Source organism: Anaerotruncus sp. G3(2012) (assembly GCF_000403395.2).
In the GTDB taxonomy this organism is placed as follows: domain Bacteria; phylum Bacillota; class Clostridia; order Oscillospirales; family Ruminococcaceae; genus Anaerotruncus.
This window is the reverse complement of record NZ_KE159668.1, coordinates 176,230-193,457: the sequence shown is the minus strand read 5'-3', so window position 1 is coordinate 193,457 and position 17,228 is coordinate 176,230. Positions and strand designations below refer to the sequence as shown.

General features: G+C 54.1%; 20 protein-coding genes and 1 riboswitch. Of the genes, 6 read left to right on the top strand and 14 right to left on the bottom strand.

Features of this window, described 5'->3' with window-relative positions:
* The 11 genes from C814_RS12745 to C814_RS12700 form a co-directional block, all read right to left on the bottom strand.
* Positions 1-1,142, bottom strand: a 1,142-nt coding sequence (locus tag C814_RS12745) for a MucBP domain-containing protein (protein WP_016315729.1), incomplete at its 3' end; no start/stop codon positions are given.
* A 14-nt stretch (positions 1,143-1,156) separates the two neighbouring features.
* Complete coding sequence (locus tag C814_RS24840; RefSeq protein ID WP_016315728.1) at positions 1,157-2,614, bottom strand: hypothetical protein; 1,458 nt, start codon at positions 2,612-2,614, stop codon at positions 1,157-1,159.
* Positions 2,615-2,625: 11 nt separating this feature from the next.
* Positions 2,626-2,853 (bottom strand): hypothetical protein, encoded by a 228-nt coding sequence (locus tag C814_RS12735; protein ID WP_016315727.1) that lies wholly within the window; start codon positions 2,851-2,853, stop codon positions 2,626-2,628.
* On the bottom strand, positions 2,846-3,034 hold the full coding sequence (locus tag C814_RS12730) for a hypothetical protein (protein WP_016315726.1): 189 nt from the start codon (positions 3,032-3,034) through the stop codon (positions 2,846-2,848). Before C814_RS12730 ends, C814_RS12735 begins: the two co-directional genes overlap by 8 nt.
* Before the next feature lie 60 nt (positions 3,035-3,094).
* Positions 3,095-3,259 (bottom strand): hypothetical protein, encoded by a 165-nt coding sequence (locus C814_RS23615; protein WP_016315725.1) that lies wholly within the window; start codon positions 3,257-3,259, stop codon positions 3,095-3,097.
* Between the two features lie 49 nt (positions 3,260-3,308).
* On the bottom strand, positions 3,309-3,500 hold the full coding sequence (locus tag C814_RS12725) for a hypothetical protein (RefSeq protein WP_016315724.1): 192 nt from the start codon (positions 3,498-3,500) through the stop codon (positions 3,309-3,311).
* 22 nt (positions 3,501-3,522) lie between these two features.
* Complete coding sequence (locus tag C814_RS12720) at positions 3,523-3,882, bottom strand: hypothetical protein (RefSeq protein ID WP_016315723.1); 360 nt, start codon at positions 3,880-3,882, stop codon at positions 3,523-3,525.
* On the bottom strand, positions 3,872-4,594 hold the full coding sequence (locus tag C814_RS12715) for a rolling circle replication-associated protein (RefSeq protein WP_155846377.1): 723 nt from the start codon (positions 4,592-4,594) through the stop codon (positions 3,872-3,874). The genes C814_RS12720 and C814_RS12715 overlap by 11 nt, the downstream gene beginning before the upstream one ends.
* 285 nt (positions 4,595-4,879) lie before the next feature.
* Positions 4,880-5,092 carry a hypothetical protein gene (locus C814_RS12710; RefSeq protein WP_016315721.1) on the bottom strand — a complete coding sequence of 71 codons (213 nt, stop codon included), beginning with the start codon at positions 5,090-5,092 and terminating at the stop codon, positions 4,880-4,882.
* Complete coding sequence (locus C814_RS12705) at positions 5,085-5,324, bottom strand: hypothetical protein (RefSeq protein ID WP_016315720.1); 240 nt, start codon at positions 5,322-5,324, stop codon at positions 5,085-5,087. Before C814_RS12705 ends, C814_RS12710 begins: the two co-directional genes overlap by 8 nt.
* Before the next feature lie 128 nt (positions 5,325-5,452).
* Positions 5,453-5,800 carry a hypothetical protein gene (locus C814_RS12700; RefSeq protein WP_155846376.1) on the bottom strand — a complete coding sequence of 116 codons (348 nt, stop codon included), beginning with the start codon at positions 5,798-5,800 and terminating at the stop codon, positions 5,453-5,455.
* Positions 5,801-5,893: 93 nt separating this feature from the next.
* On the opposite strand from C814_RS12700, the gene C814_RS12695 reads away from it, so the two are divergent.
* The 5 genes from C814_RS12695 to C814_RS12675 all read left to right on the top strand — a co-directional run bounded on the left by C814_RS12695 (position 5,894) and on the right by C814_RS12675 (position 12,843).
* Entirely contained in the window at positions 5,894-6,673 is a 780-nt protein-coding gene (locus tag C814_RS12695; protein WP_016315718.1) for a ClpP family protease, read from the top strand.
* Positions 6,670-6,882, top strand: coding sequence for a YlzJ-like family protein (locus C814_RS12690; RefSeq protein WP_016315717.1), 213 nt, complete (start codon positions 6,670-6,672; stop codon positions 6,880-6,882). The genes C814_RS12695 and C814_RS12690 overlap by 4 nt, the downstream gene beginning before the upstream one ends.
* Positions 6,883-6,893: 11 nt before the next feature.
* Positions 6,894-7,769, top strand: coding sequence for an undecaprenyl-diphosphate phosphatase (locus C814_RS12685; protein ID WP_016315716.1), 876 nt, complete (start codon positions 6,894-6,896; stop codon positions 7,767-7,769).
* A 181-nt stretch (positions 7,770-7,950) separates the two neighbouring features.
* Entirely contained in the window at positions 7,951-10,770 is a 2,820-nt protein-coding gene (locus tag C814_RS12680; protein WP_016315715.1) for a DNA translocase FtsK, read from the top strand.
* 165 nt (positions 10,771-10,935) lie between these two features.
* Positions 10,936-12,843 carry a YgiQ family radical SAM protein gene (locus C814_RS12675; RefSeq protein WP_242829006.1) on the top strand — a complete coding sequence of 636 codons (1,908 nt, stop codon included), beginning with the start codon at positions 10,936-10,938 and terminating at the stop codon, positions 12,841-12,843.
* Positions 12,844-13,277: 434 nt separating this feature from the next.
* Here C814_RS12675 and thiT read toward each other — a convergent pair whose 3' ends face one another.
* From thiT to pduL, 3 genes are all read right to left on the bottom strand, one after another.
* Entirely contained in the window at positions 13,278-13,838 is a 561-nt protein-coding gene (gene thiT / locus C814_RS12670) for an energy-coupled thiamine transporter ThiT (RefSeq protein WP_016315712.1), read from the bottom strand.
* Between the two features lie 61 nt (positions 13,839-13,899).
* Positions 13,900-14,012, bottom strand: a riboswitch (TPP riboswitch).
* 324 nt (positions 14,013-14,336) lie between these two features.
* On the bottom strand, positions 14,337-15,677 hold the full coding sequence (locus tag C814_RS12665) for a sodium-dependent transporter (protein WP_016315711.1): 1,341 nt from the start codon (positions 15,675-15,677) through the stop codon (positions 14,337-14,339).
* A gap of 163 nt (positions 15,678-15,840) precedes the next feature.
* Entirely contained in the window at positions 15,841-16,416 is a 576-nt protein-coding gene (gene pduL, locus C814_RS12660; RefSeq protein WP_016315710.1) for a phosphate propanoyltransferase, read from the bottom strand.
* 176 nt (positions 16,417-16,592) lie between these two features.
* On the opposite strand from pduL, the gene C814_RS12655 reads away from it, so the two are divergent.
* Positions 16,593-17,162, top strand: coding sequence for a uracil-DNA glycosylase (locus C814_RS12655; RefSeq protein WP_016315709.1), 570 nt, complete (start codon positions 16,593-16,595; stop codon positions 17,160-17,162).
* The last annotated feature ends 66 nt before the right edge of the window (positions 17,163-17,228 follow it).

Below are 17,228 nucleotides of genomic sequence, written 5' to 3'. Positions count from 1 at the left end.
GATTGTGCGGCCTGTGAGCCGTTTTCGTAACGATAGTTGACCGTCAGGTTGTAGGTCTGCGGCTCGGGCGGTGGGACTGCCGTATAGGTGACTGTAACGGTCAAATCTTCCGCAGGCATCGTGCCGGATACGACCGGCTTGTCGGCTGTGTACCCCTCGATTGCGGGAGATATAATTTCGTAGCTGCTTCCGGCTGTGAGCGAGCGTGTGACTGGCTGTGCGGCCTGCGAGCCGTTTTCGTAACGATAGTTGATCGTCAGGTTGTAGGTCTGCGGCTCGGGCGGTGGGACTGCCGTATAGGTGACCGTTACCGTCAAATCCTCTTCGGGCATAGTACCGGACACAATCGGCCTATCTGCCGTATGGCCCTCGATTATTGGGGATGTGATCTCGTAGCTACTTCCGGCAGTGAGCGAGCGCGTGAACGGTTGTGCGGCCTGCGAGCCGTTTTCGTAACGATAGTTGACCGTCAGGGTGTAGGTCTGTGGCTCGGGGGATACTAAAATATCATCTGTTACAATTACACTGTTAACATCAGAAAGAGAAGCAACCGTAGGTGGAAAATTGTGCTGCAAATCTAGATCAGCTATACTTTTAAAAAAATAAATTTTAGTAGATGAAGGATATAGACAAATACCTTGCGTAAAACCTTCCGAGAAATGTCCATTAAAACCAGAAAAAAGCAGAGCGGAGTTCCTTAAATCAAACTGAAAACGAAATCCGGCCGTAAAATATGCATGATAATAGTTTCTGACATCAGTTTTATTTGAAATATGAGAAAAAGAGGATTTAGGAAAAGCATACAAGGTAAAGCAGGCAACAGAAGAAGAGGAAGCCTTTCCGAAAGAATAGAAAAAATAATAATCTGAATTACCCTTCCAATCTTTCATAATCTCGGCCCAAGCTTCCTTAGCGGCTTCCTTCTGTGAAGATGTAGAAGTATCAAAAGAAACACTCACAAGCAAATTGCCAGCCTCATCCAAATGGACAGTATCCCCAAAAGCCGCCGGCAATAATAACCCGGAAGCTGTTTGTGCTTTGGAAAAAGTAGTATAAGTCACGGCGGCAAAAGCCGGTACTGACACACCCAATATACAAACCAGCGCACAAAGAACGGCTATTACCCGTTTCCACTTTTTCATGAAAATCAACCTCCTTAATTCCAACCTTCCGCGATCTTTGGAATCCAAACGCTTCCGATTTCCGGCTGCATAGGGAAGTAGTCCGGAATACGTACATCTGATATATCAATACCAGCCATCGGGTCATAACTATAGTCACTGTCAGCAGGCGTAAAATCGTAGTCAAACGGGTCAAACACATGCCAATCATCGTAAATGCCGTTGTCGTCCTTGGGCGGAATCTCCCAGCTGCCGGAGGAACCGCCGCCGCCCCCACTGGGACCGCCGCCGCTCCCTCCCGGCTTCAGGTTGTCATCCGGCCAACCATCCCCATCGGTATCTACGTTGGTATCCGGTTTCCCATCCCCGTTTGCATCAATATCAAGGTCGGGTTTCCCATCTCCATCCGCGTCAATATTCAGGTCGGGCTTTTTGTCGCCATTCGTGTCAATGTTCACATCTGGTTTCTTGTCGCCGTTGGTGTCGATGTTAATATCTGGCTTGCCGTCTCCGTTGGTATCAATGTTGATGTCCGGTTTCCCGTCGCCATTGGTGTCGATATTGATATCCGGTTTTCCATCGCCATTGGTGTCAACATTCAGATCGGGTTTTCCGTCTCCGTCTGTGTCGATGTTTAGATCAGGCTTTCGGTCGCCGTCGGTGTCAATGTTAATATCCGGCTTCCCATCGCCATCTGTGTCAACATTCAGATCGGGCTTTCCATCTCCGTCCGTATCAATATTTATATCAGGGTCAGGTTCTTCGGGGTCTGGGTCTGGTTTGTCTGGATCAGGGTTATCCGGGTCGGGTTCCTCCGGGTCTGGCTTTTGATCGGTTGGCGGCATTGTCCCTGTACGGACAGGTAGCCACCAATCATAATATCGGTTGATTGTCTGCCCGTTAATCTGCCATTCGTGATCTTCTGGGTAGACATAAAACCGGCCGGAACCGCCGGAAGATGTCAAAGTATCCCTGTGCGGATACTGCCCCAAAGACCCAGAAAGCGGTGATGCGTCAATCACATAGGAAAAGCTCAACATAGTAAGATTCTCGTAAATCTTGTTGTTGCAAAGCAGTTTGTTATTGGCAGCATCATATTGCAGGAAGATATACTTTGTGCCGTTGGGCATCGGCTGAAAGTGCATTGGATGTGCAGTCCTTGGGTCGCCATAGTTGAATTCGGCCAGCAGAGCTTCGGCAGACAGGCTTTTCGGGAATTTGTAGATATAGATATAGAATTTCTGATCGTAGGTGTTCTCCTGTCGAAGCAAAACCATGTAAGGGGAATCCGTTAAGTTGTCGATGAAAGTTTTCTGTATCTCCGCATTGGTAGTTTCAAAGGTTACCTTGGTGTTGCCTGTGAGATTCACAAAGGAGGGAACTTCCGGAACGAAAGGTTTCGCTGTAGATGTGCCCGCTTCCGCCGCAAAGGACGGGAGCGAGCAGGCAAACAGAACAGATAATGCAGCGAGGAATGCAAACGTCTTTTTCATGAAGCACCTCGTTAACCGGCCAGCCAATGAATAATTTTCAGCAGGATGAAAATACCGCTTAAAATTAAAAATATCCAGAGAGCAATATTGAATGCTGGCCCAATCCATTGTTTAACCAGATCAATCCCGCCCTCCAATACGCCCACATTCCAAGGAACATATCCTGATCTGTCGGCAACTCGAGGAGCGATTTTGGATTCAATGTGCATGGACATGAGCATGATAGACGGATTAAGCATCTTTAACACTCCTATCTGATTTTGATTTGAAATAAATATAAACGATCTCGAACAAGACCGCGCCATACTTGTAGCCAAAGGCGCAGATCAGGCCAAGCAGGAAAAACAAAGCTGCAAGCATCCCAAACTGGCCTGCGATACGCTCCAAGACCGCTTGTGATGCAGTAAGACAACCACACATCCGGAAAACACCTCCTAAAAAATTGGCGGTGACCTGAAAGGCCACCGCCGCCGCAGCGCATCACAGGCGCATGAACCGGGAAACCAGACCCGGAATAATCCGGATACCGAGAAATACCGCCATAAGGGCAAGTCCAACAGGGAGTACGACCGATACATTGGCAATCACGCCCTGAACCAGCGGCTCAAGCATCTCCTCTGTAATGGCAATGGTCGGCAGATCCATAGTACAAACCTCCTTAAAATATTATTTGTCACCGCAGTGGCGGGAACAGTCAGAATCGGGAAAACCGGGAAATCAGGCTTGGGATAATCTTAATCCCGAAGAATATTGCTGCCAGCCCCAAAACAACCGGCAGCAAAACGCCGATATTAGCGACGATGCCATCCAGAAGCGGGGTCATGTCCTCCGGCGTGATGATCGCGGGAGGGACACCGGAATCTACAAAGACTTGTGTGTACTGCATAAAAATTCCTCCTTTCCATAATTTACAATCCCCCTTCAACGAAGGTATGATAGAACCAGCGCACAAACCAGATCAATAGAAGCAGGCTTGCAGTTACTGGGAATACTCCATAGAGAAAAATGTCCGAGTTGTGCCGCAGGGCGGTGAGATCGTCAGCTTGCTGATCGGTCAGGGTTACGATCTGGGCATTCCCCGAATCTTTCAGGGTTTCATGCATCCATTCCCAGTCCGGCTCAGCCCCAACCGTTGCGGTCGGCTCAACTTTGATGAATTCCGCCGCCGAAGCGGGAACCGGGGAAACTTGCAGGAACAGTGCGAGGAATACCAGAAGAAATGCGCCGGTTAGAAATACCCTTTGTGGGGTCAGGTTGTTATGATTCATGCGGGAAGCCCTCTTTTTCATCGGCGGTCTCGCCCCAATCCAAATCAAATGTCTTGTACTTGACCCGCATCCCTGCGGCGGGAATCTCGTATTCCTGCCCGTCAAACGATGCGTAGTCGATATTTAGAAATTCGGCTGCTACCTCTCGTTTCAGCGTCCTGCCGCCCGAAAGATAGAACTTGCCGAAAATTTTTGCATTGCCTTTGGTGATGTACTTGGTTACATACTTGACGATTGCAGAGCGTCCGTCCAGCTTTATGACGGTACTAAAGCCGTACTTCCAGCCCAATAGGTTATAGATGGTTTGTCCGTTTTTGGTCTTTTTGCCGCTGTCCGATAGTTTAAGTGTGTTCGCGTTGGCGAGCATGTGAAAATGGATTGCGCGTTCGGTTTGTCCGGGTTCCGGCTTGTGGTATTCGGGAAACAGGATGTAGTCCATCTGGTGCCGCTGTACCATGTTGGAGAGCCAGACCCGTAATTTTTTGTAAATCTTTTCGGGGTCGTACCGGTCGATTTTAGTTTTGTCCAGTGTCAGGGTGATGAAGTATTGGAACTCGTTGCAAAGCCCGATTTCAAACGCTTTGTCGATCGCCCGTTTCATGTTGTCATAGCGTATCCGTTTTTCTTCGGGTTCTTTCATCATGGTAATCGGGACAAACTTGTTTTCAAACGGCGACCAGATGGTCTTTCCTTCCACAAATTTATATGCCATTTCGCCTGTCTCCGGGTCGTATTCTTTCAATGATTCCTGATGCTTTGGCTCGGTTCCCTGCTTTTCTGCTTTCAAAGGGTTGAAAATTGGTTTTGAAAAGCAGGTGATCTTGATTTGATTGTTAGGGAAGTACCGGACTTTGCAGTTGTATTTAACTTCATAGTCCAGAACGGGGGCCGCTATGCAATCACTGAAAAGTGATGACATTATGAGGTAACAATCAAGTAGCGCCCCCTACGGGGGCGGCCTCTCGGACAATGGAAGCCGCCCGCCGTAGGCAGGGGCTTAATCCATAATCCTTGCAGTGAATCGACCGTCACGGTTCACCACGAGGTCGAGGTGGACAACTTCACCTGTGGAGCGTTCTTTGGTGGAATAAATGCTTCCAACCGCACCAGTGCTGTCGGCGCAGAACACCTTCCACATGGTTTTGTCGGGTTCGCCGTTTTTGCCTTTGAATACGGTTTTCTGGACGCTAAGAATGGTTGTTTCAATCATGCTGCAATTCCTCCTGTTTTCGTTTTGTTGGGGTTTTGAGATTTTTCTGGGCTTGTTTGACAAACAGATCACCCACTTTCACAAACCAGTTTCCGGGGTGGTAAGACCATTTCCCGGAATTATCCTGACAGAAGAAATATGGTGTACCATCCCGATAAACAATTCGCCCATCATAAATTTCGCCTGCCGTGAGCCTGCCGCGTTTATTGCGTGAGCAGACATAACCAATCATGGTTTTACCACCTCCAGAACGGCTTGTTTGATAACGCCCAGCGCGGACATCGGCTAAAATTTAAGACTATATGTAATATTCATGCGTTGGGCTGTATTCCAAATTCTTTTTCAGAAAGAGGAAGCGATTTAATAGGGGATGCCATCCATATCAACAGCAGGATCGTGCCTGTACTCGGGACAATTACAGCGACGCCGGAAGCAAGGCGCACATTCTTTGCGGCGAATACAGTCCTTACGTGCAAAGCCGAAGCGGTTATATGCTTTAGATAGGTTGGTTAAAATCAGGGTTTCCAAATCACAGTTTTTTTCAGTCGCGAGATTGTCCAACTCAAACGCGACCGATTCCGTAAAGTTCAGGGTTCGTTTTACCATTTCTTTTACAACTCCTTTTCTATTGACGGTGGATAAAAAAAGATTGCGAAAGAGGGACTTTTCGCTAAAAGTCTCTTTCGCAATTAATTTTACACTTTTCATTCCTGCTTTTTTACACATCTTTATTTGACATTTTGTACGGCAATGTTATAATGAGATTGTATGTTCTGCCGTATGGCAGGTGGAGTTTTGGAGATGCTAAAATCGTTATTTTCCTTAAAGGAGGCAACGATTTTGAATTCATTTGAACAAAACAACCCCCATCCGGACGAACAGCCGGTACCTGGAACCCCACAGGAACAGGGCGAGGAAGAGGAGCTTTCCGAGCAGGCGGACCAGATTCTCCAGATCGGAGGAGTCACCGCCAAAAAGGGCAAGCATACCATCCACTGCCTGACGATCATCGGGCAGATCGAGGGGCATTATATCCTCCCTGCCCAGAACAAAACCACCAAATATGAACATGTGATTCCGCAGCTGCTCGCGGTCGAGCAGGATCCCGAAATCGAGGGGCTGGTGATCATCCTGAATACGGTGGGCGGCGATGTGGAAGCCGGGCTTGCGATCGCGGAGCTGCTCTCCGGGATGCGCAAACCGACCGTCTCACTCGTGCTGGGCGGAGGACATTCGATCGGTGTGCCGCTCGCGGTGAGCGCCCGCAAAAGTTTTATTGTGCCCTCAGCGACCATGACCGTCCACCCGGTGCGGATGAACGGCCTGGTACTTGGTGTGCCGCAAACCCTCTCGTATTTTGACCGGATGCAGGAGCGGATCGTCAAGTTTGTCACCGACAACTCGAATATTACGCCCGAGCGGTTCCGTCAGCTTATGATGAACAAGGATGAGCTGGTGATGGACGTCGGCACCGTACTCGATGGACAGGCCGCAGTGGATGAGGGCCTGATTGATGCGCTTGGCGGCGTGTCGGACGTGATTGCCGCCCTTTATGGGATGATCGAGGAGGGGGCAGAATGATTCTCCATTCGATTGTTCCGCTTGAGCAGATCTTCCCGAGCGACGGCGGACTGGAATACAGCTACCGGAAAGCGCATAACAGTTATATACAGGGAGTAAAATCTGCTGGAAGATTCACAGTTTCCCGGCTGATTTCAACCGACCCGCGGCTCTATCTGGACCCGCACTATACGCCGGGGGCACAGATGCCGCCGGAGAACCGACAGTAAGGAGCTTTTTCATGACCATCTTTGAAGCATTCCTGCAGGGGCTGATCCAGGGGTTCACTGAATTCCTGCCGGTTTCCAGCTCTGGACATCTTTCGATTTTCCAGTATTTTACTGGAAACAGCAGTGAAACCGGATTCCTGTTCTCGATCGTCCTGCACGCAGGCACACTGATCGCGGTCTGCATCGTCTTCTGGCGAACGATCTGGGAACTGTTTTGTGAAGGGCTTTCCCTTCTGGTGGACCTTGTCACCCTGCGTTTTGATGCCCGCAGGATGTCCCCTTCCCGCAGGATGCTTCTGTTTCTCTTGCTCTCGCTGCTCCCGCTTTTCGGGATGGTGCTGCTCAAGGACCGGATCGCCGGGTTTTCCACCGATAACGACATCACGGTGGAAGGATTCTGCTTCCTGGTCACCGGCTGCCTGCTGTTGCTCTCGTCCAGACACTGCCGCGGGCGCAAAAACGGCAGAAACATGAATGCCAAAGATGCACTCGCGGTCGGGCTGGTGCAGGTCGCCGCCACCATGCCAGGCATCTCCCGGTCCGGCTCCACCATCTCAGTTGGGATGATCTGGGGGCTGGAACGCAGCTTCGCGGTCACCTATTCGTTTATCCTGGGAATCCCGGCAGTGCTCGGTGCGATCGTCCTCGAGGTGGGAGATGCCGTTCAGGAGGGGCTGACCCTCCCGCTGCCGATCCTGCTGACCGGCCTGATCAGTTCGGCCGCATTCGGCATCCTCTCAATCAGGCTGGTCCAGTGGATCGTCCGGGACAGTAAATGGAAATATTTTGGGTATTATACGCTTGTGCTTGGCATTGTTGTGCTGGTTGCCGGCACAATCGACAATTTCTCCGGGCACGCGATCCAGGGCCTGCTGTCCGGCGGATAAACCCGGCAGGGCTGACAGACCGTTTCAGGGGCTTTTTCTCTTGCAGAAAGCCCCTCTTGACGCCTTTGAGGCAGTTCTTTACCCCGGCAGCGGACAAGCCTTTTCAATATGGCCTATTCTCATTTTTCAGATAACCTCTGGATACAGAACCGGTCCTAAATCCTTTTGTAGGAGGGTCACTATGGCAACCAATCGCAAATCTTCGGCACGTTCTTCCGGCTCACGCGGCAGGAAACCTTCTTCCCGCAGACGTTCTTCCGCACAGCAGCGCGCACAGCATCAGATGCAGGCGGTCATCCTCTTTGCATCCGGCATCTTCCTTGCTGCGCTCACCCTGATTAAAGGTGCGAGCGCCTGGAACTGGCTCCACAATGCCCTGTTCGGCCTGTTTGGCGCAGGTGCGATCTGTGTCTCTGCCGCGCTGATCTACATAGCGATCCTGCTCACCACGGACAAGCCGTTCCAGATGCAGGCGGTCTTTTGCGCCCTTCTGGTCGCTTTTTTCTGTGGTGCACTTCAGATTTTCCAGATGGGCGTGCCCGAATCTATCGAGGACAACCTGCTGGAAATGCTGGTGGAATGCATCATTCAGGGGATCGCGGTCAAGTCCGGGGGGCTGGTCGGCGCAATCATCGGTCTGCCGCTGCTGCTCTGTTTTGGTAAGGTTGGCGCAGGAATCTCGATCGTCCTGCTGATCTTTGTCTTTTTGATGCTGGTCACCGGCGGCACACTGGTCGGACTGGCACACAGTGCATCCAAGCCGGTCCGCAAGATTGAGGAAACCTATGCCAGCCAGATGGAGCTTCAGGAACAGCGCCGGGCCAAACGCGCGGCAAATGCTCCGCCCCCGCAGGCCCAGCCTGCCCGCAAACGGATTGACATCCCGCTGGAGTGGGAGTCCCGCCAGCCCGAACAAAAACCGGAGGAAAACGCCCCGGCACAGGCAGCTGCATCACAGCCGGGGATTCCGGCGGATCAGCCGCAGCCGCAGAAGCCCCGGTTCGAAATTGATATCCCGATCGACGGGGATTTTGTCCCGGAGGGGAATGACCGTTTTTCGTCCAGCGTCTCGGACGAGCCAATGCAGTTTGTCCCGCCGCCGGAGCCGACCCTTGATGAGCTGGTCAGCAAGGCGACAACCGATTCCGGCCGCTTCACCTTCAAGGCGGATTTTGAGGGAATCCCGATCCTGTCGGACGACCCGGATGGGCCCGCCCTCTCGATGGGACATGCCCCCGCAATCCGTTCACCATTCGATCCTGTGGAAGAGGAGCTGCCTCCGGTTCCGGAACGAGAGCCCTCCCCCTACGACGGACTGATCCTGCCCGATGACCCTGATCTACTGTCCGACACCCCGGCTCCGCTGCCGGATAGCCCTGCTTCGGGCGAGGACGAGCTGGAACCGGACTATACGGTCAACCAGGCTGGCGGTACGCCGCCGGTGCGGGAGGACCCGCACGACCTAGAAATAGAGGAAGAACCGATCCCGCCCGAGCCCGAAGAGATGCCTGACCCGCCGGTCTACCGGATTCCGCCGCTGCACCTGCTGCGCGCACCGCGCCAGCAGTCGGACAACGATATCACCGACGAGATGAAGGCCAACGCCCAGCGGCTGGTGGATACCCTCGCCAGCTTCGGGGTGCAGACCCGTATTGTAGATATCTCACGCGGGCCGGCGGTCACCCGGTATGAGCTCCAGCCGTCTGCCGGGGTCAAGATCAGCAAGATCACCGGCCTGGCCGACGACATCGCGCTCAACCTCGCAGCCGCAGGGGTGCGCATTGAAGCCCCAATCCCCAACAAGGCGGCGGTGGGCATTGAGGTCCCTAACAAGGTGATCTCGGCGGTCACCATCCGGGAGATCATAGATTCGGATGTGTTCCGCGATTCGGAGAGCCATTTGTCCGCCGCACTGGGGCGGGACATCGCCGGAAACATCGCGATTGCCGACATTGGAAAGATGCCCCATCTGCTGATTGCCGGTTCGACCGGTTCCGGAAAATCGGTCTGCATCAACTCCATCATCATCTCCCTGCTCTTTAAGTCCACCCCCGAAGAGGTGCGGTTCCTGATGATCGACCCCAAGGTGGTCGAGCTGGGCATCTATAACGGCATCCCCCAGCTGCTCGTCCCGGTTGTCACCGATCCCAAAAAGGCCGCTGGAGCGCTTTCCTGGGCGGTCAGCGAGATGCTCAAGCGGTACAAGCTGTTCGCGGACAACTCGGTGCGCGACCTCAAATCGTTCAACAATCTGGCGGCCAGGACCGAGGGCATGGAAACGCTGCCGCAGATCGTGATTATCATTGACGAGCTGGCTGACCTGATGATGGCTGCACCGAACGAGATCGAGGACAGCATCTGCCGCCTGGCGCAGATGGCGCGCGCGGCCGGGATGCATCTGGTCATTGCAACCCAGCGGCCCTCGGTCGATGTCATCACCGGTGTCATCAAAGCGAATATCCCCTCCCGAATCGCGTTTGCGGTTTCCTCGCAGATCGACTCCCGCACCATCCTCGACATGGGCGGCGCAGAAAAGCTGCTCGGACGTGGAGATATGCTGTTTAACCCGGTCGGTTCCTCCAAGCCGCTGCGCGTCCAGGGATGCTTCGTCACCGACGAGGAGATCGAAGCGGTCATCGGATTTATCAAGAGCGACGCGTGTGCGCTGTACGACGACGAAATTGTCCACCAGATCGACAGCCATGTGGTTGCGGGCAAAGGCGGAAAGGGCGGCAGTAATGCCTCTTCGGATGCCGGAGGACCGGAGGAAGGCGAGGAGGACGAGATGCTGATGCCCGCGATCGAATGTGTGGTCGAGGCGGGTATGGCCTCCACTTCTCTGCTCCAGCGGCGGCTCAAGCTGGGTTATGCGCGCGCCGCGCGGATCGTTGATGAGATGGAGACCCGCGGAATCGTCGGGCCGTTCGAGGGGAGCAAGCCGCGCCAGGTGCTGATTACCCCCGAACGCTGGGCCGAGATGAAGCTCTCACAGGACAATTAAAGCTGATTTTGTGGTTCAATCTGCGGGACTCTGTCCGGGGCGACCGCCCGAGAGACACGGGTTTGGGCGGTGTTGATGCCCGGCGGCTAAAAATGGGCTTTTTCGATGGAAAGATTTTGAATGGCAGCTCCCAGTCAAAAGCGGGAGGATGTTCTAAAAACAGGAATGAGGTTTATCATGTTTCTACCCCTGACAGATGCGGATTTCCGTACACGCGGCTGGGAGCAGGCCGATTTTATCTGTGTCACTGGCGACGCATATGTTGACCATCCGAGCTTTGGTATTGCGATCGTCTCCCGCCTGTTGGAGTCGCTCGGCTTTAAAGTTGCGATGATTGCCCAGCCGGTCAAAGACGCGGATTTTCTGCGGTTTGGCGCGCCCCGATACGGCTGGTGGGTGACCGGGGGAAACATCGACTCGATGGTCGCTCACTACACCGCCGCCAAACGCAGACGCAGTGATGACGCCTATACCCCCGGCGGCAAGGCGGGCAGACGTCCCGACCGCGCTACTATCGTTTACTGCAACCGCATCCGCACCCTGTTCCCGGATGCGCAGATCGTAATTGGTGGGCTTGAAGCCTCGATGCGCCGTTTTGCGCACTACGACTATTGGTCAGATACCGTCCTGCCGTCGATCCTGCTGGACAGCAACGCTGACCTGCTCATCTTTGGGATGGGGGAGCATCAGACTGCACATATCGCGCGCGAACTGGCACAGGGCGTGCCGGCAGGCAGTATCCGATGCAGGGGGGTCTGCTACCTGGCCAACCAGCTGGGGCTCCCAACCGACGCGGTTTCCGTCGCCTCCTACGCAAAGGTTCGGGAGAACAAGCTCTCCTACGCCAAAGCAGCTTATACCGAGATCACCGAACAGGATGCGGTGCGCGGCCGCAAGATCATCCAGAAACATGGGGACGACCTCTATCTCGTCCAGACCGAACCGGCGCTCCCGCTCACCACCGAGGAACTGGACGCGGTGTTTGCGCTGCCGTTCGAGCGGATGTACCACCCCAGCTATGAAGCACAGGGCGGTGTCGCCGCGATTCAGGAGGTAGAATTTTCGATCATGCATAACCGCGGCTGCTTTGGAAGCTGCAATTTCTGTTCGATCGCATTCCATCAGGGCAGCACTGTCACCTGCCGAAGCCCTGAATCCATCCTTCGCGAGGCGGAAAGTTTTGTGCAGAATCCCCGCTTCAAGGGGATCATCAGTGATGTGGGCGGTCCGTCCGCAAACTTCCGGCACCCATCCTGCAAAAAACAGCTCTCCAAAGGGTCCTGCCCCGACCGGAAATGCCTTGCCCCGACCCCGTGTCCAGCCTTGCAGGTCGATCACAGCGAATACCTCGATCTGCTCCGCCGCCTGCGTCAGATCAAAGGGGTACGGCGGGTATTTGTGCGGTCGGGCCTGCGGTACGACTACATGATGCTTGAAAAGGATGACCGGTTTATGCGCGAACTGCTCGCCTATCACGTCAGCGGGCAGCTCAAGGTCGCACCGGAGCATTGCAGCCCCAACGTGCTCGACTGCATGGGAAAGCCCCATATCGGCGTTTACGAAAAGTTTGCCGAGCGTTTCTACCGGATTACCAAGGAGGTCGGCAAGGAACAGTACCTCGTACCCTATATGATCTCTTCCCATCCCGGTTCCACCCTGAAAGACGCGATCAATCTGGCGCTCTTTCTGAAAAAGCATCGGATGCGGCCTGAACAGGTGCAGGACTTTTATCCCACTCCCGGCACGATCTCGACCTGCATGTTCCATACCGGTTTGGACCCGTACACCCTCAAGCCGGTTTATGTCCCGACCTCCCAGGAGGACAAATGGCTCCAGCGTTCCCTCTTGCAATATTTCAAACCGGAAAATCGAAGGGCGGTGCTGGCTGCACTGAAAAAAGCCGGACGGGAGGATCTAATTGGCAACGGACCAAACTGCTTGATTCCTCCCGATCGGAACCACACCGCCCGTCCTGCCACGCCAGCGGCCGAAGCTGATCGAAGACAACGGAACGGAAAAAAGATCAAAAAGAACCAGTCCCCACCGCGCGGGCGGCGCGGCAGGGGCCGGTAAATGCCAAACAGACAGTCCATCCGGAAATCCGGGTGGACTGTCTGTCTTAGAATCTGTTCAGCACCTAAAGTTTTACTCAATTTTTTTCAAAAAATTGCGGGGTCGAGGGGCAGAGCCCCCGACGCGCTCCGCACTGCGAGCCGCAGCGAAGCGTTTCGAGCGCAACCCGCCGAAGGCGGGCTCTTGGCGCGAGATGAGCGCGGAACGCTTTATCCTGTGAAGCGCTTTTTTCGGGTGAATTGCCGCGTAGCGGCAAGAGGGGGCTTTTTGCAAGTGAAAAAGCCCCCTTCCAAAGATACGGAACCGTCTCTTAGAATCTGTTTGGCATCTTTTCCTGCGCATCACGCCGAAGCCCGGGAAGCGATAGGTGCGGTTTGGGTCAGGGTTCCCCCACCTCATAGCCCCAAGGAAGGCCCCTTGCGCCTGCCCCTGTCTTACTGCGCCTTGAACCTGTCAAGCGGCAGCAGCTTGACCAGGATCGCGATAGCGACGGTAGTGGTAATCATCTCACCAACCATAACTGTTCCGTTGACACTTAACGAATAGAGCCAGACCGGCGTCCCCTCCGGTGCATAGACGCCCCAAATGACGACGCCCGAAAGGAAACTGCAAAACAGCCGTACAAAGATCGCAGTGATCGTGCCAACCGATGCGCCCAGAACCTTCTTTTCCCCAAACCGGCGGGCTACTGTCCCAGCGACCCCGAGCGCCCCGAAGGCAAGCACATAATCGAGCAGGATTACAAGCACAAAGTTTCCGAACGTCTGCACCGGCGGCGGGTAGAATCCCTCCACCATCTGTACCAGGGAATATGCAAACGAGGTGAAAAACGCCCATTTTGGTTCATACATCAGGGAAATCAGGATGATCGGCGCCATACTTGCCGGGGTGACCGATCCTCCATTTGGAAGATGGAACAGCTTTATCATCGAGAGTACCAGGGCGAGCGCGATCATCAGCGCGCAATGGGTGAGCTTTCGGGTTTTGACAGTCACAAAAACCACTCCTTTTTGTTGATGCAACAAAAAACGCCACAGGCAATCCCTGCGGCGTAAACGAAGTTTCGCAACTGCTTCCTACGCTGGCATTACCCAGATCAGGTTCTAAGGGATCTGATCGGGACTACGATCAATCACAGCCGGATTCCTCCAGCACCCCTGCATGTGGCCTTTTTTGTTTTCTGTATTATACAGGATTTCGACAGATTTGTAAAGAAAAAAATCGCAAAAAGGGGATGCATATATTTTAAAGTTTATGTTTAGATACTTCACATCCCCAGTGGAGAAAGCGTTTATGGCCATCTGTTGTCCCGGGATGGAACCCCAACACCGTTCATCGCTTCTCAGATTCTCGAAAAGGCCCCCAAGGGGATTGGCTATGTCCCGGGTTTACCGCGCGGGGCGCCCACTATCTCTGCTCCTGCCGCCTGCGCCGGTCTAAAGACCGGCGCAGGCGGGAAAGGCTTCCTCTTATGGCTCCTGGGCAGGAGCCGGTTAGCCGATTCCGCCGAACACCACGCCGAGTACCACAACCACTGCGGCAAGCAGGACATAGAGATACTTGGCGAGAAAATCGAACCCGGGGAAGAGCGGCTTGTCCCGCCCGGTCATCAGCTCCTTTTTGATCGCCGGCAGCCCCAGCACCCAATAGATCATGGCTGCACCGATCACCGCACCGATCGGGACCACCCAGATGGTAATTGCATCCATCCATCTTCCGAGGTAAGGTTCATACTCAATGAACACCCCAGCTGCAAATGCGGTCCCGCCCACCAGCGCAAGCGCAGGGAGCCGATGCAGGCGCAGATGGCGCTGGGCCGCTTCGCAGACAACCTCGAACATATTGACCAGAGAAGTGGTACCGGCAAAGAGGATCGACAGGAAAAAGAGCACCGCAAAGAGCTGCCCGGCAGGCATCCGCGCAAACACCTTCGGCAGAGTGATAAAGATCAGCGGCGGACCGGCCTGCGGGTCAAGCCCGAACGCGAATACAGCCGGGATCACCGCAAACCCTGATACCAGCGCTGCCAGCGTATCCAGAACAGCGGTCAGCGCGGAGGCATGTGGGATGTCCTCCTTTTTGGAAAGATAGCTGCCGTAGATAATCATGCCGGACCCGGTGATCGAGAGGGAAAAGAATGCTTGCCCCATCGCCATAACCCAGGTGTAGGGGTCAAGCAGGGCGCTCCACTTGGGAATCAGCAGATAGGCATAGCCCTCCATTGCACCGGGCAGGAAAGCCACCCGCACCGCAATGACCAGAAACAGGAGAAAAAACGATGGCATCATAATCTTGTTGACTTTCTCGATCCCCTTGATAACCCCGCTGGCGAGGATCACCACCGCCAGAAGGATGACCGCGACATGCCAGGGGATATTGCCAAAAGGCCCGGTCATACCAGCAAAAAAATGTTCTGCATCCTGCGCGAAAAGGCCGCCGGTGACTGCCCCGGAGAGCGAGCGCAGCACCCAGCCGACGATTACCGCATAACCAATCGCGATGCCGAGCGACCCGAACAGCGGGATTGCGCCCAGAACTTTTCCACCCTTCCTGCCGCGGGATTCCATCGCGTAGTCATAGGAGCCAATCGGGCCTGTACCGGTCAGCCGCCCGAAGGCAAACTCACCGGAAAGCCCCACCGCACCAAAAAGTGCGACGAACAAAAAATACGGGATCAGGAATGCGGCGCCGCCGTACTGCCCAAGCCGGTAAGGGAACATCCAGATATTCCCCATCCCGACCGCGGAGCCTACCGACGCCATAATAAACCCGATCCTGCTTCGGAACTGCCCATTCTGCGGCTCGTGGCCACCCTTTATCTGTTGGTTTGACATATTGCACCTCTTTGACCATTTAAAGTGTGTTTTTCATTATAACGCATCTGTCTGGAAAAATCCAGTCAGAGGGCCAAAGAAATCCGATATGATAAGGCAAAAACACCGCAGCACCCTGCCGCGGTGTTTTTCCGGTTTTGCCAGACGAAATATTCCGGATTCTTTACTTTACGATCTCACCCATGACCTCGCCCGCACAGGCAGCGGCATTGGACTCATCGGTGTCGATATGCATGGCCGGACGGAAATCAGGATGGACGCGGCAGACAACGTCGCCAAAGACCAGCGAACGGCCGTTGGTGTCAATCTTGACCGAAACGGTCTCTTTATCCTTGACGCCCCAGCTCTCTGCGGACTGCGGGTCAAAATGGATGTGGCGTTTCGCAGCGATGACCCCTTCGGTCAGCTCGACCTCGCCGCAGGGACCGACCAGTTTGCAGGAGCCGGAACCTTTGACATCGCCCGATTCCCGGATCGGCGCATCAACGCCGATCGCGCGCGCGTCGGTCAGGGAAAGCTCAACCTGGGTTGCCGAACGGCAGGGGCCGAGGATCGAGACGTTTTTCTGGGTCTTTTTTGCGCCTACAACGTCCACCCGCTCCTCGCAGGCATACTGTCCCGGCTGGGAAAGTTCCTTTTTATAGTGCAGTTCAGCGCCCTTCCCAAACAGAATCTCCAGATGCTCTTGGGTAACATGAACATGGCGCGCGGAAGTTTCAACAATGAATTTTTCAGCCATACTGATTTCATCCTCCTGTAGTTTAAAAATTGGGGATTTCCTCCTTTTATTCTACCTTTTGTGGACACATTTTGCAAGTATTGTCATACAATTAACAATCTTCCCTTTCCGGCCCGCTTGTGCTATACTTGAAAAAACAATCCAACCAGAACGCAACCGCCAAGGGGGTAACCAACATGATCGAAAATTTTGACCAGCTCCGCGAGACGGTGCTCTCCTGCAAAAACTGTAAGCTGCACGAAACCCGGACCAATGTGGTCTTTGGGGTGGGAAACCCACACGCCAAGGTGATGTTTATTGGAGAAGGCCCGGGCGAAAACGAGGACTTACAGGGGATTCCGTTTGTCGGGCGGGGCGGGCAGCTTCTCGACAAGCTGCTGGCGCACATAGATCTTTCACGCGAAACCAATGTCTATATCGCAAACATGGTCAAATGCCGTCCGCCCAAAAACCGTGACCCCGAGCGGGACGAGATGGAGGCCTGCATGGGGTATCTGCGCAATCAGGTTTACCTGCTCCGCCCGAAGATTATCGTCTGCCTTGGACGGGTTTCCGCATGCTCCCTGATCGACCCCAAATTTAAAGTCACCCGGCAGCATGGCACCTTTTTCGAGCGCAACGGGATTTTGATGATGGGGACCTTCCATCCGGCGGCGCTGCTGCGCAACCCGGTCAACAAGCCGGATTCGCTCGAAGATTTTCTCAAACTGCGGGAGAAGATCGACGAGCTGGGAATTCCGGTCTGAGAACCTGTTTCGTATTTATTTATGCAAGGGGGCTTTTTCACTTGCAAAAAGCCCCCTCTTGCCGCT

What these genes read in the sequence shown, in the direction of transcription:
- C814_RS24840 (WP_016315728.1), bottom strand. Translation starts at nt 2,614, where the DNA reads ATGAAAAAGACGTTTGCATTCCTCGCTGCATTATCTGTTCTGTTTGCC.
- C814_RS12735 (WP_016315727.1), bottom strand. Translation starts at nt 2,853, where the DNA reads ATGCTTAATCCGTCTATCATGCTCATGTCCATGCACATTGAATCCAAA.
- C814_RS12730 (WP_016315726.1), bottom strand. Translation starts at nt 3,034, where the DNA reads ATGTGTGGTTGTCTTACTGCATCACAAGCGGTCTTGGAGCGTATCGCA.
- C814_RS23615 (WP_016315725.1), bottom strand. Translation starts at nt 3,259, where the DNA reads ATGGATCTGCCGACCATTGCCATTACAGAGGAGATGCTTGAGCCGCTG.
- C814_RS12725 (WP_016315724.1), bottom strand. Translation starts at nt 3,500, where the DNA reads ATGCAGTACACACAAGTCTTTGTAGATTCCGGTGTCCCTCCCGCGATC.
- C814_RS12720 (WP_016315723.1), bottom strand. Translation starts at nt 3,882, where the DNA reads ATGAATCATAACAACCTGACCCCACAAAGGGTATTTCTAACCGGCGCA.
- C814_RS12715 (WP_155846377.1), bottom strand. Translation starts at nt 4,594, where the DNA reads ATGGCATATAAATTTGTGGAAGGAAAGACCATCTGGTCGCCGTTTGAA.
- C814_RS12710 (WP_016315721.1), bottom strand. Translation starts at nt 5,092, where the DNA reads ATGATTGAAACAACCATTCTTAGCGTCCAGAAAACCGTATTCAAAGGC.
- C814_RS12705 (WP_016315720.1), bottom strand. Translation starts at nt 5,324, where the DNA reads ATGATTGGTTATGTCTGCTCACGCAATAAACGCGGCAGGCTCACGGCA.
- C814_RS12700 (WP_155846376.1), bottom strand. Translation starts at nt 5,800, where the DNA reads ATGAAAAGTGTAAAATTAATTGCGAAAGAGACTTTTAGCGAAAAGTCC.
- C814_RS12695 (WP_016315718.1), top strand. Translation starts at nt 5,894, where the DNA reads ATGCTAAAATCGTTATTTTCCTTAAAGGAGGCAACGATTTTGAATTCA.
- C814_RS12690 (WP_016315717.1), top strand. Translation starts at nt 6,670, where the DNA reads ATGATTCTCCATTCGATTGTTCCGCTTGAGCAGATCTTCCCGAGCGAC.
- C814_RS12685 (WP_016315716.1), top strand. Translation starts at nt 6,894, where the DNA reads ATGACCATCTTTGAAGCATTCCTGCAGGGGCTGATCCAGGGGTTCACT.
- C814_RS12680 (WP_016315715.1), top strand. Translation starts at nt 7,951, where the DNA reads ATGGCAACCAATCGCAAATCTTCGGCACGTTCTTCCGGCTCACGCGGC.
- C814_RS12675 (WP_242829006.1), top strand. Translation starts at nt 10,936, where the DNA reads ATGAGGTTTATCATGTTTCTACCCCTGACAGATGCGGATTTCCGTACA.
- C814_RS12665 (WP_016315711.1), bottom strand. Translation starts at nt 15,677, where the DNA reads ATGTCAAACCAACAGATAAAGGGTGGCCACGAGCCGCAGAATGGGCAG.
- pduL (WP_016315710.1), bottom strand. Translation starts at nt 16,416, where the DNA reads ATGGCTGAAAAATTCATTGTTGAAACTTCCGCGCGCCATGTTCATGTT.
- C814_RS12655 (WP_016315709.1), top strand. Translation starts at nt 16,593, where the DNA reads ATGATCGAAAATTTTGACCAGCTCCGCGAGACGGTGCTCTCCTGCAAA.